This is a genomic window from Burkholderia sp. D-99, from assembly GCF_011605345.1.
Classification (GTDB): Bacteria; Pseudomonadota; Gammaproteobacteria; order Burkholderiales; family Burkholderiaceae; genus Burkholderia.
Genome location: NZ_JAAOXM010000018.1, coordinates 78,106 through 97,234, shown reverse-complemented (window position 1 = coordinate 97,234; position 19,129 = coordinate 78,106). Strand labels below are relative to the sequence as shown.

Sequence of the window (19,129 nt, the reverse complement as noted above, 5' to 3'; positions counted from 1 at the left end):
TTAATTGACATTCGTGCGTCATGCTTAACCGCAGGAGACCGAAGAAAGCAAATTCAGCGGTTGCGAAGGCGCACCCTGTTGCGGTGCAATGACCGTGCCATCGGTGACCGTCATCGCGCAATTATGCAGGCCGATGATTATGCCGGATTTCTCCGACTTCACCGGATCGAACGTCAGTTTCCATCGTTGTAGTGCGGGATCGCGGAACAGCGCGACGATGCCGAACGCTTGCGCTTCGCGCGAAACCTTCTCGGTCGCCGTATAGCGCTGGCCCGGAATCAGCGTGATTTCACGCACGTTCAGCAGGTCCGCGCCCAGCGCGGCCTTTTCCTTGGTCGGATCCGTAAACGCGTCGAACGGCGCCTGCTGGAACGACGTCGGGTCCTTCAGCGTATAGAGCCGCACGACGAGCGCGAGCGGCTTGTTGTCGGTCGCGGCATTCAGGTTCGGCGCCGCGGCGAGCGTGATGCCGAGGTTGCGCGGCGGCTTCTGCGCGTCGGGCAACTCGGGCTTGCCGATGCCGGCCGCGGACATCACGGCGCTCGCGGCCGAGCCGAGCAGCGGGGCGGCCGCGCATCCGGCCAGAAGGGCGCAGGCAACCAGTGGCAGCGCGTAGCGAATCATCAACGATCTCATCGTATTTCCGGCGTGCCGCCTTTATCCCTGTCAAATCTGCCGGGTATTTCCGCGTTCGCTGCGTATCCCCGGCATTGCACTGTTCAACTATTAAGCACGCCCGCGTCGTGGCAAGCGTCCGGAAAATTTTTCCGCCATCCGGGCGGTGCGTCGTGCAACCAGTAAAACTTGCCCATTCCGGCCGAAAGAAAAATCGCTGCGAGCCTGCAGCGAGCGGCCATTGGAGGGGGTAGCGCCCGGTTTTAAAAGGAATTACTCTTCACACGACGATTGAATTATGAAAAATTGATCGGTACTATACCCGCGCGCTTCTTGCAAAGCAAAAGAACCAGATTCTCAACGATTTAAAACTCACGCGCCGGTGGATATAACGATGAAAGACCGTCTCTTCGCAAAACTGTCTGGGGTAGTAGTGGCTTGCGGCGTGATCGCCGGTTGTGCGAGCCAGCCTCCCGCGCCGCCGACTGCAGAGGTATTCAACAAGTCGCTGGCTGACGCGGACGCAGTTGCGAAGGCGGGGGACCAGGACAAGGCCCTCGGCCTGTATCAGCAGCTCGCGAAGTCGGATCCGACGCGCGAGGAACCGTGGTCGCGCATCGCGCAAATCCAGTTCGCACAGAACCACTACGGTCAGGCAATCGTTGCCGCGCAGGAAGCACTGCAGCGCGACGCGACCGACCGTCAGGCGAAGAGCGTGCTGGCCGTGGCCGGCCTGCGGATCGCGACGCAGTCGCTCGGCGAGCTGCGCCAGGATTCGTCGCTCGCGGGCGACGCGAAGTCCGATGCACAGGCGCTCGCGAAGCAACTGCGCGACACGCTGGGCGAATCGGCGCTGTTCCCGCCGGAGACGACTACCCGCACCGGTGGCCGGATCAAGAAGACCCGCACGGTCGTGCACAAGAAGGTCACGACGCCGACCGCTGAAACCACCGCCACGGTGCCGCCGACGAACACGTCGTCGGGCGGCGCGCCGAAGGGCGGCGATCCGTTCGGCGCACTGCGCAACTGACCGCAACTGAGCGCAACTGACGCGATAACCACAACTAACCTGGGAGCCGTCGAGATGGCCAAGAAAGAAAGCATTCAGAAAAGCTTGCAGAAAATACGGCCGCCGCGCGTCCAACTGACCTACGAGGTCGAGAAGGGCGATGCGATCGAGGTGAAGGAACTGCCGTTCGTCGTCGGGGTCGTCGGCGATCTGGCGGGCCAGTCCGAAATCGAACAGCCGAAGCTGCGCGACCGCAAGTTCGTCAACATCGACCGCGACAATTTCGACGACGTGATGAAGGCGATCGAGCCGCGTGCCGCGTTCCAGGTGGAAAACCGCCTGAGCGAGGGCGGCGGCAAGTTCGCGGTCGACCTGAAGTTCCGCTCGCTGTCGGATTTCAGCCCGGACGAAGTCGTCGAACAGGTCGAGCCGCTGCGCCGCCTGCTCGAGGCGCGCTCGAAGCTCGCCGACCTGCGCAACAAGCTTGCCGGCAACGACAAGCTCGAGGATCTGCTGTCCGAGGTGCTGAAGAACACGCAGCAGCTGCAGGAGCTCGCAAAGGGCACCGGCGGCGACAAAGACGGCGAATGACGACGGAGTGTTGAGATGAACCAGCAAACGGCTGCGGCCCAAGCGAGCGGCGCGGAATACGCCGCGGGAACCTCGCTGCTCGACGACATCGTCGAGAAGAGCAAGGTCGCGAAATCCGATTCCGAGCATGCGCGTGCGAAGGACCTGATCGGCGAACTCGTGCACCAGGTGCTCGACGGCACGGTGATCGTGTCGGACAACCTGTCGGCCACGATCGACGCGCGCGTCGCGGAACTCGACCGCCTGATCTCCACGCAGCTTTCCGCAGTGATGCACGCGCCGGAATTCCAGCGCCTCGAAAGCACGTGGCGCGGGATGGATTACCTGGTCAAGGAAAGCAACACCGGCCAGACGATCAAGATCAAGGCGCTGCACGCACCGAAACGCGACCTCGTGCGCGATTTCAAGGGCGCGAGCGAGTTCGACCAGAGCGCGCTGTTCAAGAAGGTCTACGAAGAGGAATTCGGCACGTTCGGCGGCTCGCCGTTCGGTGCGCTGATCGGCGATTACGAGATCTCGCGCCAGCCCGAAGACATGTACTTCATCGAGCAGATGTCGCACGTCGCGGCGGCCGCGCATGCGCCGTTCATCGCGTCGGCGTCGCCCGAGCTGCTCGGCCTCGAGTCGTTCTCCGACCTCGGCAAGCCGCGTGACCTCGGCAAGGTGTTCGATACGGTCGAATATGCGAAGTGGAAGTCGTTCCGCGACGCCGAAGATTCGCGCTACGTCGGCCTGACGCTGCCGCGCTTCCTCGGTCGCCTGCCGTTCAATCCGAAGGACGGCCAGACCGCGGAGAACTTCAACTTCGTCGAAGACGTCGACGGCACCGACCACGACAAGTACCTGTGGTGCAACGCCGCGTGGGCGTTCGCTGCGCGCCTGACGGCCGCATTCGATGACTTCGGCTGGTGCGCGGCGATCCGCGGCGTCGAAGGCGGCGGCCTGGTCGAGGACCTGCCGACCCACACGTTCAAGACCGACGACGGTGAAGTCGCGCTGAAGTGCCCGACCGAAATCGCGATCACCGATCGCCGCGAGAAGGAGCTGAGCGACCTCGGCTTCATCCCGCTCGTTCATTGCAAGAACTCGGATTACGCTGCGTTTTTCGCCGCGCAATCGGTGCAGAAACCGAAAAAATACAGCACCGATAGCGCGAATGCGAACGCCGTCCTGTCCGCCCAGCTTCAGTACATCTTCTCGGTATCGCGCGTCGCGCACTACCTGAAGGCGATGATGCGGGACAAGATCGGCAGCTTTGCATCGGCGCAGAACGTGGAGACTTTCCTCAACCGGTGGATTTCGCAGTACGTCCTGCTCGACGACAACGCGTCGCAGGAACAGAAGGCGCAATTCCCGCTGCGCGAGGCATCCATACAAGTGTCGGAGATTCCGGGCAAGCCGGGCTCGTATCGTTCGGTCGCGTTCCTGCGCCCGCACTTCCAGCTCGACGAACTCTCGATTTCTCTGCGACTTGTCGCTGATCTGCCCAAACCGGCAAATTCATAAGCGAGTAGATCGCCCGGGCGGGCCGCCTGGGTAGGACGTTAAAACCACCTCTTTGGGGAGTCGAAGGGCCATGTTACATATGCACTTGCAGTTTGGTAGTCCCGCGGTGAAGGGCGAGTCCGCGGACAAGGACCACCAGGGCTGGATCGAACTGAAATCATGGGATCACTCGATCGTTCAGCCGCGTTCGGCAACCGCATCGACCGCTGGCGGTCACACGATGACGCGTTGCGAGCACGGCGACATGATTTTCACGAAGGAAATCGATTCGTCGAGCCCGCTGCTGTACCAACACGCTTCGGGCGGTACCACGTTCGACGAGGTGACGGTCCATTTCTCGCGCGCTGACGGTGAAGGCAAGCGCGTGCAGTATCTGGAAGTCAAGCTCAAGTACGTGATCATCTCGAGCATCGCCCCGAGCGTTCGCGAAGAAGGTCTGCCGCTCGAGACGTTCTCGCTGAAGTACGCAGCTGTGCAGTGGAAGCAAACCCAGCAGAAGATCGGCGGCAACCAGGGCGGCAACACGCAAGGCGCCTGGAGTCTGACGAAGAACGACAAGACCTACGCGGTCTAAGGTCGGTTGCGGCAACGGGGCGCGCGGCGTCCCGTTGCCGTTTTCGCTGTGCATCAGGGCCTGTTTCCGCTAATAACGGGCTTGCGCTGGCCCCCAGAAGGGCCGAGCGCAAGGATTGCGACGAAGCGAATACTCGACGTATTCGCGAGGAGCGTGACGCGGCGATCGGCCCTTCTGGGGGCCAGCCCCACGAATGATTTTTTCCAAACAGGGGAACGTGCGTTGCCGGCCGTATTGCGGCGTCGTTCGTCGCTCGTCCCCCAAGGGGACTTCCTTCGGGGCGTTTGGCTCGGCCAAACGGCGCTCCTCACTCCTTGCACTACGACCGGCAACACACGTTCGCAAGCCCGTTATTAGCGGAAACAGGCCCTTATGAAGCGATTCGAACCCAGTTTTCTCGACAAGCTGTTCGACGACGAACCGCACCTGCCGGCCTCGGCAGCGATGCGGCAATTGTCGCTGGACGAGCTCAAGAACACGGTCGCCCGCGACGTCGAGGCGATCCTCAACACCCGTATCGCGCACACCGAGAACGAGCTGGCCGCGCTGCCGGAGTGCCAGAAGTCGGTGCTGACCTACGGGCTGAACGATTTCGCGGGGCTGAGCCTCGCGAGCCACTACGATCGCGCGTTCATCTGCAAGTCGATCCAGCAGGCCATCGCGCGCCATGAGCCGCGCCTGCAGCAGGTCCAGGTGACGTTCGAGCTGAACGAGCAGGCCACCAACGCGCTGTACTTCGCGATCCAGGCGCTGCTCGTCGTGCACCCGGCCGAGGAGCCGGTGAGTTTCGACGCGATGCTGCAACCGTCGACGCTGCAGTATTCGGTCACGCGCGCACGCGCCGCAAGAATGCAGTAAATCAAGCCGCCGAGCGGGCCGGACCGCCCGGTGATGGTTCAGGGTCCGGCAGGAAATATTGAGGTTCGGGGTCGTCGATGGAAGAATTGCTGCCGTATTACGAGCGCGAATTATCGTTTTTGCGGCGCTATTCGCGAGATTTCGCCGAACGTTATCCGAAGATCGCGGCGCGGCTCGCGTTGTCCGGCGAGCATTGCGAGGATCCGCACGTCGAGCGGATGATCGAGTCGTTCGCGCTGCTCGGCGCGCGTATCAACAAGAAGCTCGACGACGATTACCCCGAATTCACCGAAGCGCTGCTGGAAGTGCTGTATCCGCACTACCTGCGGCCGTTCCCGTCGTGCTCGATCGCGCAGTTCACGCCGGCGTCGCCCGGCCAGCAGACCGAGCCGGTCGTGATCGGTCGCGGTACCGAGCTGAAGAGCCGCCCGATCCGCGGCGTGCAGTGCCGGTTCCGCACCGCCTATGACGTGACGCTCGCGCCGATCCGCATCTCGGAAGCACGCTACACGCCGGTCGCGCTCGCGCCGAGCGCGACGGTGCTGCCGTCGAACGCGACGGGCGTGATCTCGATCACGTTCGAATCGCTCGCCGCGCAGCTCGATCTCGGCGCGCTGAAGCTGTCGACGCTGCGCGCGCACCTGCACGGCGAGCAGTCGTTCGTCGCCGCGCTGACCGACTGCCTGTTCGTCAACGTGCTCGGCGCGTATGTCGAGCCCGAACGCAACGGCCGCTGGACTGCACTGCGCAAGCTGCCGATCGCGCACGCCGGCTTCGACGAGGACGACGCGCTGATCGACTACCCGGCGAAATCGCATCCCGCGTATCGCCTGCTCACCGAATACTTCGCGTTCCCCGACAAGTTCGATTTCGTCGACTTCGACATCGCGGCGATCGCGCGCGCGACGGGCCGCTGCCAGCGCGCGACGCTGCATCTCGTGCTGCAGGACGTGCGCAGCGATTCGCACGTCGCGCGGCTGCTCGAACTGCTGACGGCAAGCCACTTCCGGCTGTTCTGCACGCCGATCGTCAACCTGTTCCGCCAGCACGGCGAGCCGATCCGCATCACGCACCGCGCGGTGTCCTACCCGGTGATCGCCGAGGCGCGGCGCGCGTTCGCGTACGAGGTGTATTCGATCGATTCGGTGAAGCTCGTCAGGCAGCAGGCGCACGAGGAATCGGTGATCGAGTTCCGGCCGTTCTATTCGCTGCATCACGGCGAATCCGCGCGGATCGGCCATTACTGGTTCGCGCGCCGCAACGACTGGGTCGCGCAGAAGAGCCCCGGCTATGAAACCGAAATCTCGATCGTCGACATCGACTTCGAGCCGACGTCGCCGCAGACCGACACGCTGAGCCTCGACCTCACGTGCACGAACCGAGACCTGCCGGCCATGCTCGCGTTCGGGCTCGAAGGCGGCGACCTGTTCCAGGAAGGCGGCGCGCAAACCAGCGGCATTTCGCTGCTGCGCCGCCCGACGCAGAGCGTGCGCTTCGAGCGCGGCCGCGCCGCGCACTGGCGGCTCGTGTCGCACCTCGCGCTCAATCACGTGTCGCTGGTCGCGCACGGCCTCGCGCCGCTGAAGGAAATGCTGACGCTGTACGACCTGCGGCGCACCGCCGTGTCGATGCGCCAGATCGACGGCCTCGTCGGCGTCGAGCAGCGCGGCGCCGTGCAGTGGCTGCCCGGCAAGCCGTTCGCGACCTTCGTGCGCGGCATCGAGATCCGGCTGACGATCGACGAGGAGCACTTCGTCGGCGCGAGCCTTGCCTCGTTCGTGCGCGTGCTCGACAGCTTCTTCGGGCTGTATGTCCACCTCAACAGTTTCGTTCAACTAGTCGTCGTGTCGAAGCGCACCGGCGAGGAGATCATCCGATGCAAGCCCCGGACCGGCGAATCGATCCTGGCGTAGTCGACGCGCTGCTCGACGAACCGCACCGCTTCGAGTTCTTCCAGGCCGTGCGCGTGCTCGAAGGGCTGTTCGCGCGGCAGGCGTCGGATGCGCCTGGCGCATGGCGGCAGGGCGACGTGGTCGCGCAGCGCATCGAATTCCGCAACACGCTGTCGCTCGGCTTTCCGCCGAGCGAGATCGAAGGCGCGCGCTCGTTCGACGAAGACGGCACGCAACTGAAGACGGGCGAGCAGCGCGGCGCCGCACTCGCGGCCGGCGAGCTCGGCCACGTCGAGCTGACGCCTGCGTTCTTCGGGCTGCTCGGCGGGCAGGGCGCGCTGCCGCTGCATTACACCGAGCAGATCGTCGCGCGCGAGCACCTGAAGCGCGACCACGCGGCGCGTGCATTCTTCGACGTGTTCTCGAACCGCGCGACCGCGCTGTTCTATGCCGCGTGGAAGAAATACCGGCTGCCGTTCCATTACGAGCTCGATCGCGACGAGCGCTATCTACCGCTGCTGCTCGCGATCGCGGGCGTGCCGAGCGACGAAGTGCGCGACAGCCTCGCGGCCGGCGTGGGTGGCGTGCTCGACGAGGCCGTTGCCGGCTATGCGCTGGCCGCGCGGCACCGGCCGATGTCGGCCGCATACCTGCAGCGCACGCTGTCCGACTATTTCCGCGTGCCGGTGAAGATCGATCAGTTCGTCGGCAAGTGGTACGACGTGCCGCCCGACCAGCTGAGCGTGCTCGGCGAGGTCAACGCGGTGCTCGGCGCGACGGCGCTCGTCGGCGAACGGGTATGGCAGCGTGACATGCGTGCGCGGATCATCGTCGGTCCGCTGTCCAAGCGCGACTACGAGGCCTTCCTGCCCGGCGGCGCGCAGGCCGTCGCGCTGGAGCGGATGCTGACGTTGCTCGCCGGCGTCACGCTCGAATACGAGGTGAAGCTTGTGCTCAAGCGCACCGAGGTCGGTGCGAGCGTGCTCGGCGCCGGCTCGCGGCTCGGCTGGGACGCGTTCCTGTGCACGCGCGACGCGATCGAGGACCGCTCCGACGCACGCTACGAACTGCACGTGATTCATTGATTACGAACGACAACAACACGCAATCGAACCTGAGATCGACGCCATGAGCACGCCTCTGAAGACCCTGATCACGAAACTGAACCCGCTGTGCCGCCACGCGACCGAGCGTGCGGCGAGCGCGTGCCTGGCGCGCGGCCATTACGAGGTCGATCTGGAGCACCTGTTCCTCGCGTTGCTCGAGGAGCCGGCGGGTGACCTGCCGCTCGCGCTGCGCGCGAGCCGTGTCGATCCGCATGCGCTGCGCGCCGATCTGGAGCGCGAGCTGACACGCCTGAAGACCGGCAACACGCGCACGCCGGTGTTTTCCGTGCACCTGATCGCGCTGTTCGAACAGGCGTGGCTGATCGCGTCGCTCGATTCGCAGCTCGGCCGCATCCGTTCCGGGCACCTGCTGCTCGCGCTGCTGACCGCGCCGGATCTCGCGCAGTTCGCGCAGCGGATGTCGTCGCAGTTCGCGGAAATGAACGTGACTGACCTGAAGCACAAGTTCGACGAAATCACGGCCGGGTCGAGCGAGGCCGAGCCGCGCCAGGCCGATACGGACGACGGCGGCCTGGCGCCGGCAGCCGACGGCGCAGCACCCGCGGCCGGCCCGTCGAAGACGCCCGCACTCGACACGTACACGACCAACCTCACGCAACGCGCACGCGACGGCAAGATCGACCCGGTGATCGGCCGCGAAGCCGAGATCCGCCAGGCGATCGACATCCTGATGCGCCGCCGCCAGAACAACCCGATCATGACCGGCGAGGCCGGTGTCGGTAAAACGGCCGTTGTCGAGGGCCTCGCGCTGCGCATCGCGGCCGACGACGTGCCGCCGCCGTTGCGCGGCGTCGCGCTGCACGTGCTCGACATGGGGCTGCTGCAGGCAGGCGCGAGCGTGAAGGGCGAGTTCGAGAATCGCCTGAAGAGCGTGATCGACGAGGTGAAGAAGAGCGCGCATCCGATCATCCTGTTCATCGACGAGGCGCACACGATCATCGGCGCGGGCGGCCAGGCCGGCCAGAACGACGCGGCGAACCTGTTGAAGCCGGCGCTCGCGCGCGGCGAGCTGCGCACGATCGCCGCGACGACGTGGAGCGAATACAAGAAGTACTTCGAGAAGGACGCGGCGCTTGCGCGGCGTTTCCAGGTCGTGAAGGTCGAGGAGCCGAGCGAGCCGCTCGCGGCCGCGATGCTGCGCGGCATGTCCGGCCTGATGGAAAAGCACTTCAACGTGCGGATCCTCGACGATGCGATCACCGAGGCCGTGCGCCTGTCGCACCGCTACATCAGCGGCCGCCAGCTGCCGGACAAGGCGATCAGCGTGCTCGACACCGCGTGCGCGAAGGTCGCGCTCGCGCACAGCGCGACGCCCGCGGCGATCGACGATACGAAGAAGCGCATCGAGCGGATCGACGCGGAAATCGCGTCGCTGGAGCGCGAGGCGGCCGGCGGCGCGGCGCACGACGAGCGGCTCGGCGAGCTGCGCGGTGCGCGCGACGCGGCGCTGGAACAACTCGCGAAGGACGAAGCACGTTACGAAGCCGAGCGCGTGATCGTCGCCGAGATCACCGAACTGCGAGAAACGCTCGACAAGGCACGCGGCCCGTCGGAAGACGGCCAGCCGGTCGACGTGCAGGCCACCCGCGACAAGCTCGCCGAACGCGTCGCTGCGCTGCATGCGCTGCAGGGCGGCGAGCCGATGGTGCCGCTGCAGGTCGACGGTCACGTGGTTGCCGAGATCGTCGCCGCGTGGACGGGCATTCCGCTCGGCCGGATGGTGAAGGACGAGATCGACACCGTGCTGAACCTGCAGCCGCTGCTCGCCGCGCGCGTGATCGGCCAGGACCACGCGCTCGACGCGATCGCGCAGCGCGTGCGCACCGCGACCGCGAACCTCGAGGATCCGAACAAGCCGCGCGGCGTGTTCATGTTCGTCGGGCCGTCGGGCGTCGGCAAGACCGAGACGGCGCTCGCGCTGGCCGACATCCTGTACGGCGGCGAGCGCAAGATGGTCACGATCAACATGAGCGAGTACCAGGAAGCGCACAGCGTGTCGGGCCTGAAGGGCTCGCCGCCGGGCTACGTCGGCTATGGTGAAGGCGGCGTGCTGACCGAGGCCGTGCGCCGCAACCCGTATTCCGTCGTGCTGCTCGACGAGGTCGAGAAGGCGCATCCCGACGTGCTCGAGATGTTCTTCCAGGTGTTCGACAAGGGCGCGATGGACGATGCGGAAGGGCGCGAGATCGACTTCCGCAACACGCTGATCATCCTGACGTCGAACGTCGGGTCGACCGCGGTGATGCAGGCGTGCCTGAACAAGCCGGCCGAGGAACTGCCCGATCCGGACGCGCTCGCCGAGACGCTGCGCCCGCAGCTGTACAAGACGTTCAAGCCCGCGTTCCTCGGGCGCATGAAGGTCGTGCCGTACTACCCGATTTCCGACGACGTGCTGGCCGAGATCATCGAGCTGAAGCTCGAGCGCATCCGCCGCCGGATCGAGGCGAACCACAAGGCGGCGTTCGAATGGGACGAGTCGCTCGTCGACGCGGTGCTCGCGCGCTGCACAGAAGTCGATTCGGGCGCCCGCAACGTCGACCATATCCTGAACGGCACGCTGCTGCCGGAGATCGCGGGCCACGTGCTTGGCCGGATCGCCGACGGCGAGGCCATCGCGCGCATCGCGGTGCGCGCGGACGAGGCCGGCGAATTCACGTACACCGTCGAATGAGCGCGGCCGCGCAACACCCCGCATTGATGAACTGACCGAACCATGCCGATCAATCTCCCCGAGCTGCTGACGCCGATCAGCGATGCGTCGCCCAGCGGCGACGACCTGCTGTTTTCGAACGAATTCGACGCGATCCAGGACGCGCGGCGCTACGACGATCCGACGCTCGACCAGGGCGAATGGGTGACCGAGATCAAGGAGGCCGACTGGGGCTTCGTCGTCGACCACGCGGGCGAGCTGCTGCGCACGCGTACGAAGGACCTGCGGCTCGCCGTGTGGCTGACCGAGGCGCTCGCGCTCGAGGACGGCATCACCGGCCTCACCGAAGGTTATGCGCTGCTCGAGGGCCTGTGCCGCGAGTTCTGGGACACCGTGCACCCGCTGCCCGAAGACGACGACACCGAGCACCGGCTCGGCAACGTCGCGTGGCTGTCCGGCCGCACGGCCGAGCTGCTGCGTGCGGTACCGATGACGGACGGCGCGTCGAACGCGTTCAGCACACTCGACTGGGAAGTGGCGCAGCACGTCGCGCAGGCCATCAAGCGCGACCCCGAACACGCCGACGACATCGCACGCGGCAAGCCGTCGATCGAGCAGATCGATTCGTCGCGGCGCGTGACGTCGATCGCGTTCTACACGGCGCTGCTCGCGAACCTGAAGGCGTTCGAATTCGCGCTCGATGCGTTCGAGGAGCGGCTCGTCGAGCGTGCGGGCGATTCGGCGCCGAGCTTTCGCCAGGCGCGCGACGCGTTCGAGACCGTGTACCGGCTCGCCGAGCGCTTTGCGCGCGAGCAGGGTTATACCGGCAGCGCGCCGCACACACAGTCGGCACCGCAGGCGCAACCCGAGCGCATCGAGCCGGTGTTCGGCAATCCGATCCAGACCGAGGAGACCCACGTGCAGCCACAGCCCGTTCCGCGCGCCCCGGTGACGCAGATGATCGCCGGCATCCAGAACCGTGCGCAGGCCGTCGACCAGTTGCGCGCGGTCGCCCGCTATTTCCGCCAGACCGAGCCGCACAGCCCGGTTGCGTATCTCGCCGACAAGGCCGCCGAATGGGCCGACATGCCGCTGCACAAGTGGCTCGAGAGCGTCGTGAAGGACGACGGCTCGCTGTCGCACATTCGCGAGCTGCTGGGCGTGAGGCCCGACGAGCAGTCGTGACGGCGGTGCCGGCGCGGCACATCCGATGCGGGTCCGGGACGCCGTCGCGACCTGAGAGCAGGGCTTTTTCCTGAGAGCGCGGGCCCGGCGGGCCCGCGGCAGACAAGAACGTGGATTGACGCATGAACCTGACCGAACTGGCACAGGCGATTCGCGGTGGCCTGATTCAGCAGGATCGCCTGCTGAAGACGGACATCCCGTCGCTGCCGAACAACGCGCTGGTGCCGCGCCGGGCCGTGATCTGTTCCGAGCTGGGTCGCGACTTCAGCGTGGTGCTCGACATCGTGTCGACCGCCAGCGACATCGAGCTCAAGACGCTGATCGCGAAGCCGATGACGTTGTGGATCCAGCAGGCGGACCAGTCGTATCTCCCGATCAACGGCCATGTCCATACGGCGCGCAGGCTCGGCACGGACGGCAGCCTGTCGGGCTACCAGCTGACCTTCGCGTCGTGGATGCACTTCCTCCAGTTCCGCAGCGACATGCGGTACTGGCAGGACAAGCCGGTCGACGCGATCCTGGCCGACGTGTTCGATACGCATCCGCAGGCAAAGGGGCGCTATCAGTTCGCGCTGTCGAAGCCGCTGCCGTCGCGGTCCTACTGTCGCCAGAGCGAAACCGACTGGAACTTCGTGCATCGCCTGATGGAGGACGAAGGGCTGTTCGGCTTCTGGCGGCATGCGGAGGACGGCAGCGCGCATACGCTCGTCATCACCGACGACCTGCACGCGGTCGACGAACTGTCGCCGAAAACCGTGCGGTTCGACCGCTCGGGAACGGGAGGCGAAACCGCCGGTTTCACGCAATGGGCCGCGTCGCGGACCTTGCAGAGTTCGCTGCACACCACACGCACGTTCGATTACAAGTCGCCGTCGACGGCCGGCAATCCGAACGGCACGACGTTGCCCACGAAGGGCGGCCAGGGCGATCTGCCGGGCCAGACGGAAATCTACGAATACACCGGCGCATACACGTACGCGGGGCAGGATCGCGGCGAACATCTGTCGAAGATTCGCCTGGAGCAATGGGAGTCGCGCGCGAAACGCTTCTTCGGCGTGGGCGGTGTGCGCGGGATCGACGCAGGGCGGCGCTTCACGCTGGCGGATCATCCCGAGCACGACCGTGATTCGGCGCCAGAGCGGGAATTCGCGGCGTTGAAGGTGTCGCGGTACATCGAGAACAACCTGCCGATCTCGGACCACGAAGCGAACTTCCCGCATAGCCTGCAGGCACAGCTGGCGCAGGCGAAAGCCGGTCACGGTACGGCGGCTGCGTTCGAAGTCGGGCATGACGACGGTTCGGCCGGGTTCTATCTCGTCGAAGTCGAAGCGCAACGCGCGGCGGTGCCGTATCGCAGCCCGTTCGAGCACCGGAAGCCCGCGATGCAGCTCGAAACGGCCGTCGTCGTCGGGCCGAAGGGCGAGGAGGTCTATACGGACGCACTGAACCGGATCAAGGTCATGTTCGTCTGGGACCGGCAGAGCGACGGACGCGAAACCGCGTCGTGCTGGGTGCGCGTCATGCAGTCGGATACCGGCGGCGGTTACGGCGGCGTGCATATTCCGCGGATCGGCGAGGAAGTGCTGATTGGCTACATCGGCGGCGACTGCGACCGGCCGATCGTGATGCATCGCGTCTACAACGGGGCCACCAAGCCCCAATGGCATAGCGACGGGATTCTGTCGGGCTTCCGGTCGAAGGAGTATGCAGGATCGGGTCACAACGAGATGGTGCTCGACGACGCGACTGGGCAGAACCGTGCGCGCCTGTTCAGCAGCAGCGCGAATTCGCTGCTGCATCTCGGCTACCTGATCGAACAGAACGGCAACACGCGCGGCGCCTATCTCGGCTCGGGCTTCGACCTGCGCACGGATGCGTATGGCGCCGTGCGTGCCGGGCAGGGGCTGTACGTGACGACGCATCCGAAAGAGGCGAACAGCCAGCCGCTCGATGCGAGCGAAGCGCGGCAGCAGCTCACGGATGCCGACGGGCTGCTCGAATCGATGTCGCAGGCCAGTGAAATGCATCAGGCCGAAAGTCTCGGCGCCGGTCACGACGCGCTGAAGCAGTTCGCCGATGCGACGAAGAACAGCGTGGCCGGTGCGTCGTCGGGCGGCAGGACGTCGGGTGGCGGGACAGGCGATGCGAATGTGTTCAAGGAGCCGGTGATGCTGTTTGCTAGCCCGGCGGGGATCGGGGTGTCGTCGCAGCAAAGCGCGCACGTGGCAGCAGACCGGCATGTGAACCTCGTCAGCGGTCAGAGCACGCATCTCGCGAGCGGGAAGTCGCTGGTGGCGAGCGTCAAGGACAAGCTCAGCCTGTTCGTGCAGAACGCGGGCATGAAGCTCTTTGCCGGCAAGGGGCCGGTCGAGATACAGGCGCACAACGACAGCGTCGAGATGATTGCGCAGAAGGCGATCAAGATGTTGTCGGCGACGGCCTCGATCGAGGGTGTCGCGAAGCAGGAGATCCTGCTGACGTCGGGCGGCGCGTATGTCCGGATCAAGGACGGCAACATCGAGATCCACGCACCGGGCCAGATCGACGTGAAGGGCGGGCAGCACGCGTTCAGCGGGCCGACGAGCATGCACAAGACGTTCAAGACGGAAGGCCGCAAGGCGGACATGCGGATTCGCTATGTCGACGCCGACGGGAACGTGCCGCACGGGGAGCCGATCAAGTTCGCGACCGAGGACGGAACCGAGCATAGCGTTGCGCTCGACGCGGAAGGCAAGGCGGAATTGAAGAACATCGATTTTGACGAGTTCGTGGCCAGCCAGGTCAAACGGACGGGAGAGTGAAATGGGCAGGCCGCTTGTTCAGCATAATGTTTGTATTGATTTGCCGGGGGAGGCAGTTAGCTGCCGGGCCGAGACGGAACTGACGGTGCTGTTGCGCAAGCATCGGGACGTGGTGTTCGACATCAAGCTTCATGCCGGCGCGACGTATACCGTCACGACGACGCATCCTGATCAACCCAACGGGCGCTTTTATGACACGAAGCGGAAGGTGAATACCGGTGAGACGACGTTCAAGGATGGGGAGTCGTGTCACATCTGGATCGGCCGCAATTTCGAGGGGAGCCTGATTCTCAAGCAGGGCCAAAAGGTGCTGGGGCGTTACCCGATCAGCAAGATGGATTGTACGAAGGGTTGTTCGGACGATCCGAAGGACAAGCCGGCGCCCGTTCTGGTGACACTCCACAACGACAAGGAATGGGCGAAGGATTTAGTCCGGATTTCGGATGCCGGAGTGCTAGACGATATGCCTCCGTCGCCAATTCTAATGTCGGCTCTGGATCGTGCGCGTCAAGCGCAATCTAACGGCTCGTCCGGCCAGTTGAGCGCTAGTCCGTTTCAATCCAGAAAAATGCCAGTGGCGGCGCCCGATATTTATACGAATGAAGCGTTAAATTTTTCTAAAGATGGAAAAGAGATAAGTCACGCCGTCCACATGTTCAGTGTAAAGCGGCATCCCGGGCTGGAAGAGCCAAATTGGGTGCTTCAATTTTTTAAGGAAGGTGATAAGCCTTTCAAGTTTATTCCCAATCCGGGCGATATACTTTCGAGAAATTGGCTCTTGATGCAGGTGGGTAATGAGTTTATGTATGGCAAAGAGGCTTTTTGGGGAAAAGAGGCGTGGGCACGAAAGTTCTGGGATAGATCATTTCATCTTGCCAAGCGTGGTCGTGAGACGGTGCTCATGTTCTCCACGGGACCGGAAGACTGGAAGGCCGTAGGCCTCCTACTGTCCGGCTATGCGCGTGAAGTGCAGGCCGGCACCAAGGTTGCGATGATAGCCGGAGGGGCGGGGTCATGGTCATCTGTAGGGGCGGCTGCGTGGAACGCAGCCAAGGGATCCTTTTCTGGAAATGCACTAGTCGCATTCTTTATTGGGGCTGGCATAGATACTTTTGTCTGGTTTGCAGATCCAAATCAGGATTTTCGAGATTTGATTGCCATATTATTGGTGGATGCATTCAAGGCGGCACTGGTCGGGGCGGCAATAAGTCTTGTTAATGCTCTTGTCGTGGCATTGGCGGCGATGACAGGGGTGACGGTTGGTGCGCTGGCAATAGGCGGGTTTTTTCTTGTTTTTAGTGTTGGTTGGGTTGTGGACTATTTATTCGATGCAAGTGGGAAGAAATTTGTAAAATTGTTGCTGCACAATCCCAAGGCTATAGTCGATGAAATTGAAGCTATGGTGCGGAAGACAGGAAAGGTGCTCGAGGAGAAGTTGCCGAAAGATTACGATGGCTATTATTCTGGGTCGCAATGGATGCTTCTTCCGTGAGAATTTGTTTTTGGTTTCGTTGGGAATTTAGAGTCGAGAATGATGGAATCTAATGTTGACGATGACTCCGTGGGTGATGGTTCTCCGATAGATATGCACGGAAAGTTGGCCGTGCTCGAATTGGCTGTCTCCATGATCGTGGTTGTCATGTATTATGTGCTTTCTAAAATGGGTGTGATGGCTGCCTCATTGTGGAAATCAGTATTATTGGCTCAGATTTTTGTGTCGATTGTTATATATTTTCATTATGTAATGAATCGGCGGTCGCGTAGGCTTTGGGTTGAAGGTGTTGTTTCTATTTTGGCATTGGCCCCATGGGCGATGATTGCGTTTGTGTGGCTGTTTTATATATCCAGTATTCCGATGTCGGGTAATTTGAAGGTGTCGGTGATTATTGTTTGTTTTTTGATAATCGGATGGCACTCTTTCATGGTTCTGTCGGACTTTCGTCGGGCCGCCGGGAAGGATGCGGTTGTGAATACAATTTATTATGACGATGGTTCGAATTTGATTTTCAGAAATTCGCTTATCGGCTATATCGATAAATTGACGTCGAGAAATCCGTTAAAGGGGTCGCTTCTTTCGGGGATTGGGTATTTGATGCCTTTTGCTGCGGCATTCGGAATGAGTGGGAATCATATTTTTGGGGAAAACATCGGCCCTCATGTGGCGTGTGTTGTCTTGTCGGTTCTTGGGTTTCCGATGTCCGTTTGGCTTGTTGGGAACGCGTGTGTGCGATCGATTTTTTTTAGAGTGTATTTACCGCTGAAGCTTGAGAAAAAGACTGGGAAAAAAGTTCTTCTCGTTGCGTGATTGCACGATTGATTGCAGTGGGGCGATTGGGTTGATCTGGTGCGTAACAACTCACCACCGATGTGTTCAACCACTTCGATGCATGGTGCGGTTGGTGAGGCCAATGCCAGATCCGTGTCGCTTGCACGTCGTGACAGTAAATGACGGCATTCAACCCACTTAAACCACTCAAAACAATGGAACCCAGCACCATCCACGATCGATATCTCGCAATTTTCAAAGTGAATCTGCTCGCTAGCGCATTCCTGATCGGATGTGCGTATGTGATCGGATCGCGGCTGTTTCTCGACGATTCGCTGCTCTGGAAGATCGCCGCTGGCGTGGCGCTGGCCACCAGCATCGGCCAGGCCGCCGCATGGCGAGTCGACGACGGGCGAGGGCGCCTGTGGCTGTACGGCGTGGCTGCGGTTCTCGCAATCGGGTCGGTCTATGTGTGGATCGCGGGTATCTCGTGGATGCTCTATGTTTCATCCGTGCAGATGCCGTCGACGCTTCGCGCCATGTGCATCGCTGTGGCCGTGACGGGGGCCCTTCTCTGGATGGTCATGACGGCCCGCCAGGTATCCGCCGTTCTCGGGAAACCCGGGTTCATCGCGCAGGCCTTCAGAGATACGGGCAGCGAGATTCAGTACAGCCTGTCGGCAACTCAGCAGTTGAGCACGTCTTCGAACCATCGCGGCCCGATCGCCCGGATCGGTCAGGGGCTCGTCCTGTTCGCCACGCCGGCCGTGATCCTGGCGGTGCGGATACGGGCACCTTTGCCGGCGTCAGCGGATTTGTTGTTGTTCTCGACGGTGTTGCTGACCCCGTGCTCGCTGTTTTTTGCAGGACTTGCCGTCAAGGGCATCCTGTTGATGATCGTCACGCCCCGTCGGCTGGAACGCATTCGCGGGAAGCCGGTCACGCTGATGGATGATTGATACAGCGAGACTGGCAGCCGGCCACGATTCGACGACCGCCAGCGAGCGCATAGAGGGCCTGCCTGCCGACAGCCCCGCGCGAACCGCATTCGCCGAAGCGATGCGAGCATCGCCCCGCGCAGCGGCAACGCGCGCCGCTTACTGCCCCACCCGGAACTCGATCCGTCGATTCCTCGCCCGCCCATCCGCCGTATCGTTCGGCGCGATCGGCTGATCCGGCCCGACGCCCGTCGTCGTCATCTGCTGCGGCGGGATGCTCTTCGTGATCAGGTAGCCCTTCACCGCATCCGCGCGCGCCTGGCTCAGCGCGATGTTCGACGTCCGGTTCCCCGAGTTGTCGGTGTGGCCGATGATGTCGACCGTGCGGTTCTGCATCTTCGAGAGCGCGGCCGCCATCTGGTCGAGGATCAGCTTGCCCTGCGGCGTGAGCGTCGCGCTGCCCGTCTCGAACTCGATCGTCCGGTTCGCGAGCGTCTGGTCGAGCACGCCCTGTTCGGACGCCGACACGCGCAGCCCGTTCCTGATCGTATACGTCGGGTTCAGCGTATTCGCCATGTCGCTCGCGAGCTGCTGGCGCTGCGCTTCGTTGTGCACCTCGCCCTTCATCTCGATCTGCGTACCGTTGATCTTCAGCTGCCCCTTGCTGATCTGCTTGAGCTGCGCGCCGAGCAGCTTCTGCACGTTCGCGCTCCAGTTCGGCGGCGTTGCGACGTCACCAACCTCGATCTGGTCGACGACGTTCGTCGCGCCGTAGGTATCGCGCAGCTTCTGCAGCACGGCGGCCTTGGTCGCCTCGTCGGGCACCTTGCCGCCGACGACCACCTGGCCGGGAGTCGCGGTCGCGGGCGGCGGTGTGATGGTATTCGCGGTGCCGGCCGTGCCGTGCACGACGGCGCCGGACGCTGTCCCCGGCGCGGCGCCGGTGTTCGCGGGCAGCGTGGTCGTCGCGACCGTGCCGTTGCCGACCGGCGTGACGGTCGCGCCGGTGTTCTGCGCGAACGCCGCGCCGCTGGCGAAGAGGCCGGCAGCGAGGAGGGCGGCGACGGCCGGCGAGAGGGCGACCGAAAAGCGCGCGCGCCAAGCGTGATTCATGCGA

The 19,129-nt window shown here is 63.4% G+C and carries 15 protein-coding genes; 13 read left to right on the top strand and 2 right to left on the bottom strand.

Features of this window, described 5'->3' with window-relative positions; all coding sequences use genetic code 11:
* Positions 1 to 24: 24 nt before the first annotated feature.
* Entirely contained in the window at positions 25 to 636 is a 612-nt protein-coding gene (gene tssJ, locus HAV18_RS36875) for a type VI secretion system lipoprotein TssJ (RefSeq protein WP_039352027.1), read from the bottom strand.
* 373 nt (positions 637 to 1,009) lie between these two features.
* Between tssJ and HAV18_RS36870 the strand changes: the two genes are divergently transcribed.
* From HAV18_RS36870 to HAV18_RS36810, 13 genes are all read left to right on the top strand, one after another.
* The gene (locus tag HAV18_RS36870) at positions 1,010 to 1,645 is read left to right on the top strand and encodes a tetratricopeptide repeat protein (RefSeq protein WP_166965619.1); all 636 of its coding nucleotides are present in this window, start codon (positions 1,010 to 1,012) and stop codon (positions 1,643 to 1,645) included.
* 54 nt (positions 1,646 to 1,699) lie between these two features.
* The gene (gene tssB, locus HAV18_RS36865; protein ID WP_027788514.1) at positions 1,700 to 2,215 is read left to right on the top strand and encodes a type VI secretion system contractile sheath small subunit; all 516 of its coding nucleotides are present in this window, start codon (positions 1,700 to 1,702) and stop codon (positions 2,213 to 2,215) included.
* 15 nt (positions 2,216 to 2,230) lie between these two features.
* Positions 2,231 to 3,721, top strand: coding sequence for a type VI secretion system contractile sheath large subunit (tssC, locus tag HAV18_RS36860; protein WP_006477094.1), 1,491 nt, complete (start codon positions 2,231 to 2,233; stop codon positions 3,719 to 3,721).
* 70 nt (positions 3,722 to 3,791) lie between these two features.
* A complete protein-coding gene (locus tag HAV18_RS36855; protein WP_006477093.1) occupies positions 3,792 to 4,295 on the top strand; it encodes a type VI secretion system tube protein Hcp in 504 nt (167 codons plus the stop codon).
* A 372-nt stretch (positions 4,296 to 4,667) separates the two neighbouring features.
* Positions 4,668 to 5,153 (top strand): type VI secretion system baseplate subunit TssE, encoded by a 486-nt coding sequence (gene tssE / locus HAV18_RS36850; RefSeq protein ID WP_006477092.1) that lies wholly within the window; start codon positions 4,668 to 4,670, stop codon positions 5,151 to 5,153.
* Between the two features lie 77 nt (positions 5,154 to 5,230).
* The gene (gene tssF, locus HAV18_RS36845) at positions 5,231 to 7,066 is read left to right on the top strand and encodes a type VI secretion system baseplate subunit TssF (protein WP_166965617.1); all 1,836 of its coding nucleotides are present in this window, start codon (positions 5,231 to 5,233) and stop codon (positions 7,064 to 7,066) included.
* Positions 7,030 to 8,130, top strand: coding sequence for a type VI secretion system baseplate subunit TssG (gene tssG, locus HAV18_RS36840; RefSeq protein ID WP_166965615.1), 1,101 nt, complete (start codon positions 7,030 to 7,032; stop codon positions 8,128 to 8,130). The genes tssF and tssG overlap by 37 nt, the downstream gene beginning before the upstream one ends.
* A gap of 43 nt (positions 8,131 to 8,173) precedes the next feature.
* Positions 8,174 to 10,843, top strand: coding sequence for a type VI secretion system ATPase TssH (gene tssH / locus HAV18_RS36835; protein WP_166965613.1), 2,670 nt, complete (start codon positions 8,174 to 8,176; stop codon positions 10,841 to 10,843).
* Between the two features lie 42 nt (positions 10,844 to 10,885).
* Positions 10,886 to 12,007, top strand: coding sequence for a type VI secretion system protein TssA (tssA, locus tag HAV18_RS36830; protein ID WP_166965611.1), 1,122 nt, complete (start codon positions 10,886 to 10,888; stop codon positions 12,005 to 12,007).
* A 122-nt stretch (positions 12,008 to 12,129) separates the two neighbouring features.
* Positions 12,130 to 14,808 carry a type VI secretion system Vgr family protein gene (locus tag HAV18_RS36825; RefSeq protein WP_166965610.1) on the top strand — a complete coding sequence of 893 codons (2,679 nt, stop codon included), beginning with the start codon at positions 12,130 to 12,132 and terminating at the stop codon, positions 14,806 to 14,808.
* 1 nt (position 14,809) lies between these two features.
* Complete coding sequence (locus HAV18_RS36820; RefSeq protein WP_166965608.1) at positions 14,810 to 16,300, top strand: hypothetical protein; 1,491 nt, start codon at positions 14,810 to 14,812, stop codon at positions 16,298 to 16,300.
* Positions 16,301 to 16,339: 39 nt separating this feature from the next.
* Positions 16,340 to 17,113, top strand: coding sequence for a hypothetical protein (locus HAV18_RS36815; RefSeq protein ID WP_166965606.1), 774 nt, complete (start codon positions 16,340 to 16,342; stop codon positions 17,111 to 17,113).
* Positions 17,114 to 17,253: 140 nt separating this feature from the next.
* Complete coding sequence (locus tag HAV18_RS36810; protein WP_166965604.1) at positions 17,254 to 18,033, top strand: hypothetical protein; 780 nt, start codon at positions 17,254 to 17,256, stop codon at positions 18,031 to 18,033.
* Positions 18,034 to 18,171: 138 nt separating this feature from the next.
* Here the strand turns inward: HAV18_RS36810 and HAV18_RS36805 are convergent, their stop codons facing one another.
* On the bottom strand, positions 18,172 to 19,125 hold the full coding sequence (locus tag HAV18_RS36805; protein ID WP_407062453.1) for an OmpA family protein: 954 nt from the start codon (positions 19,123 to 19,125) through the stop codon (positions 18,172 to 18,174).
* Positions 19,126 to 19,129: the final 4 nt, after the last annotated feature.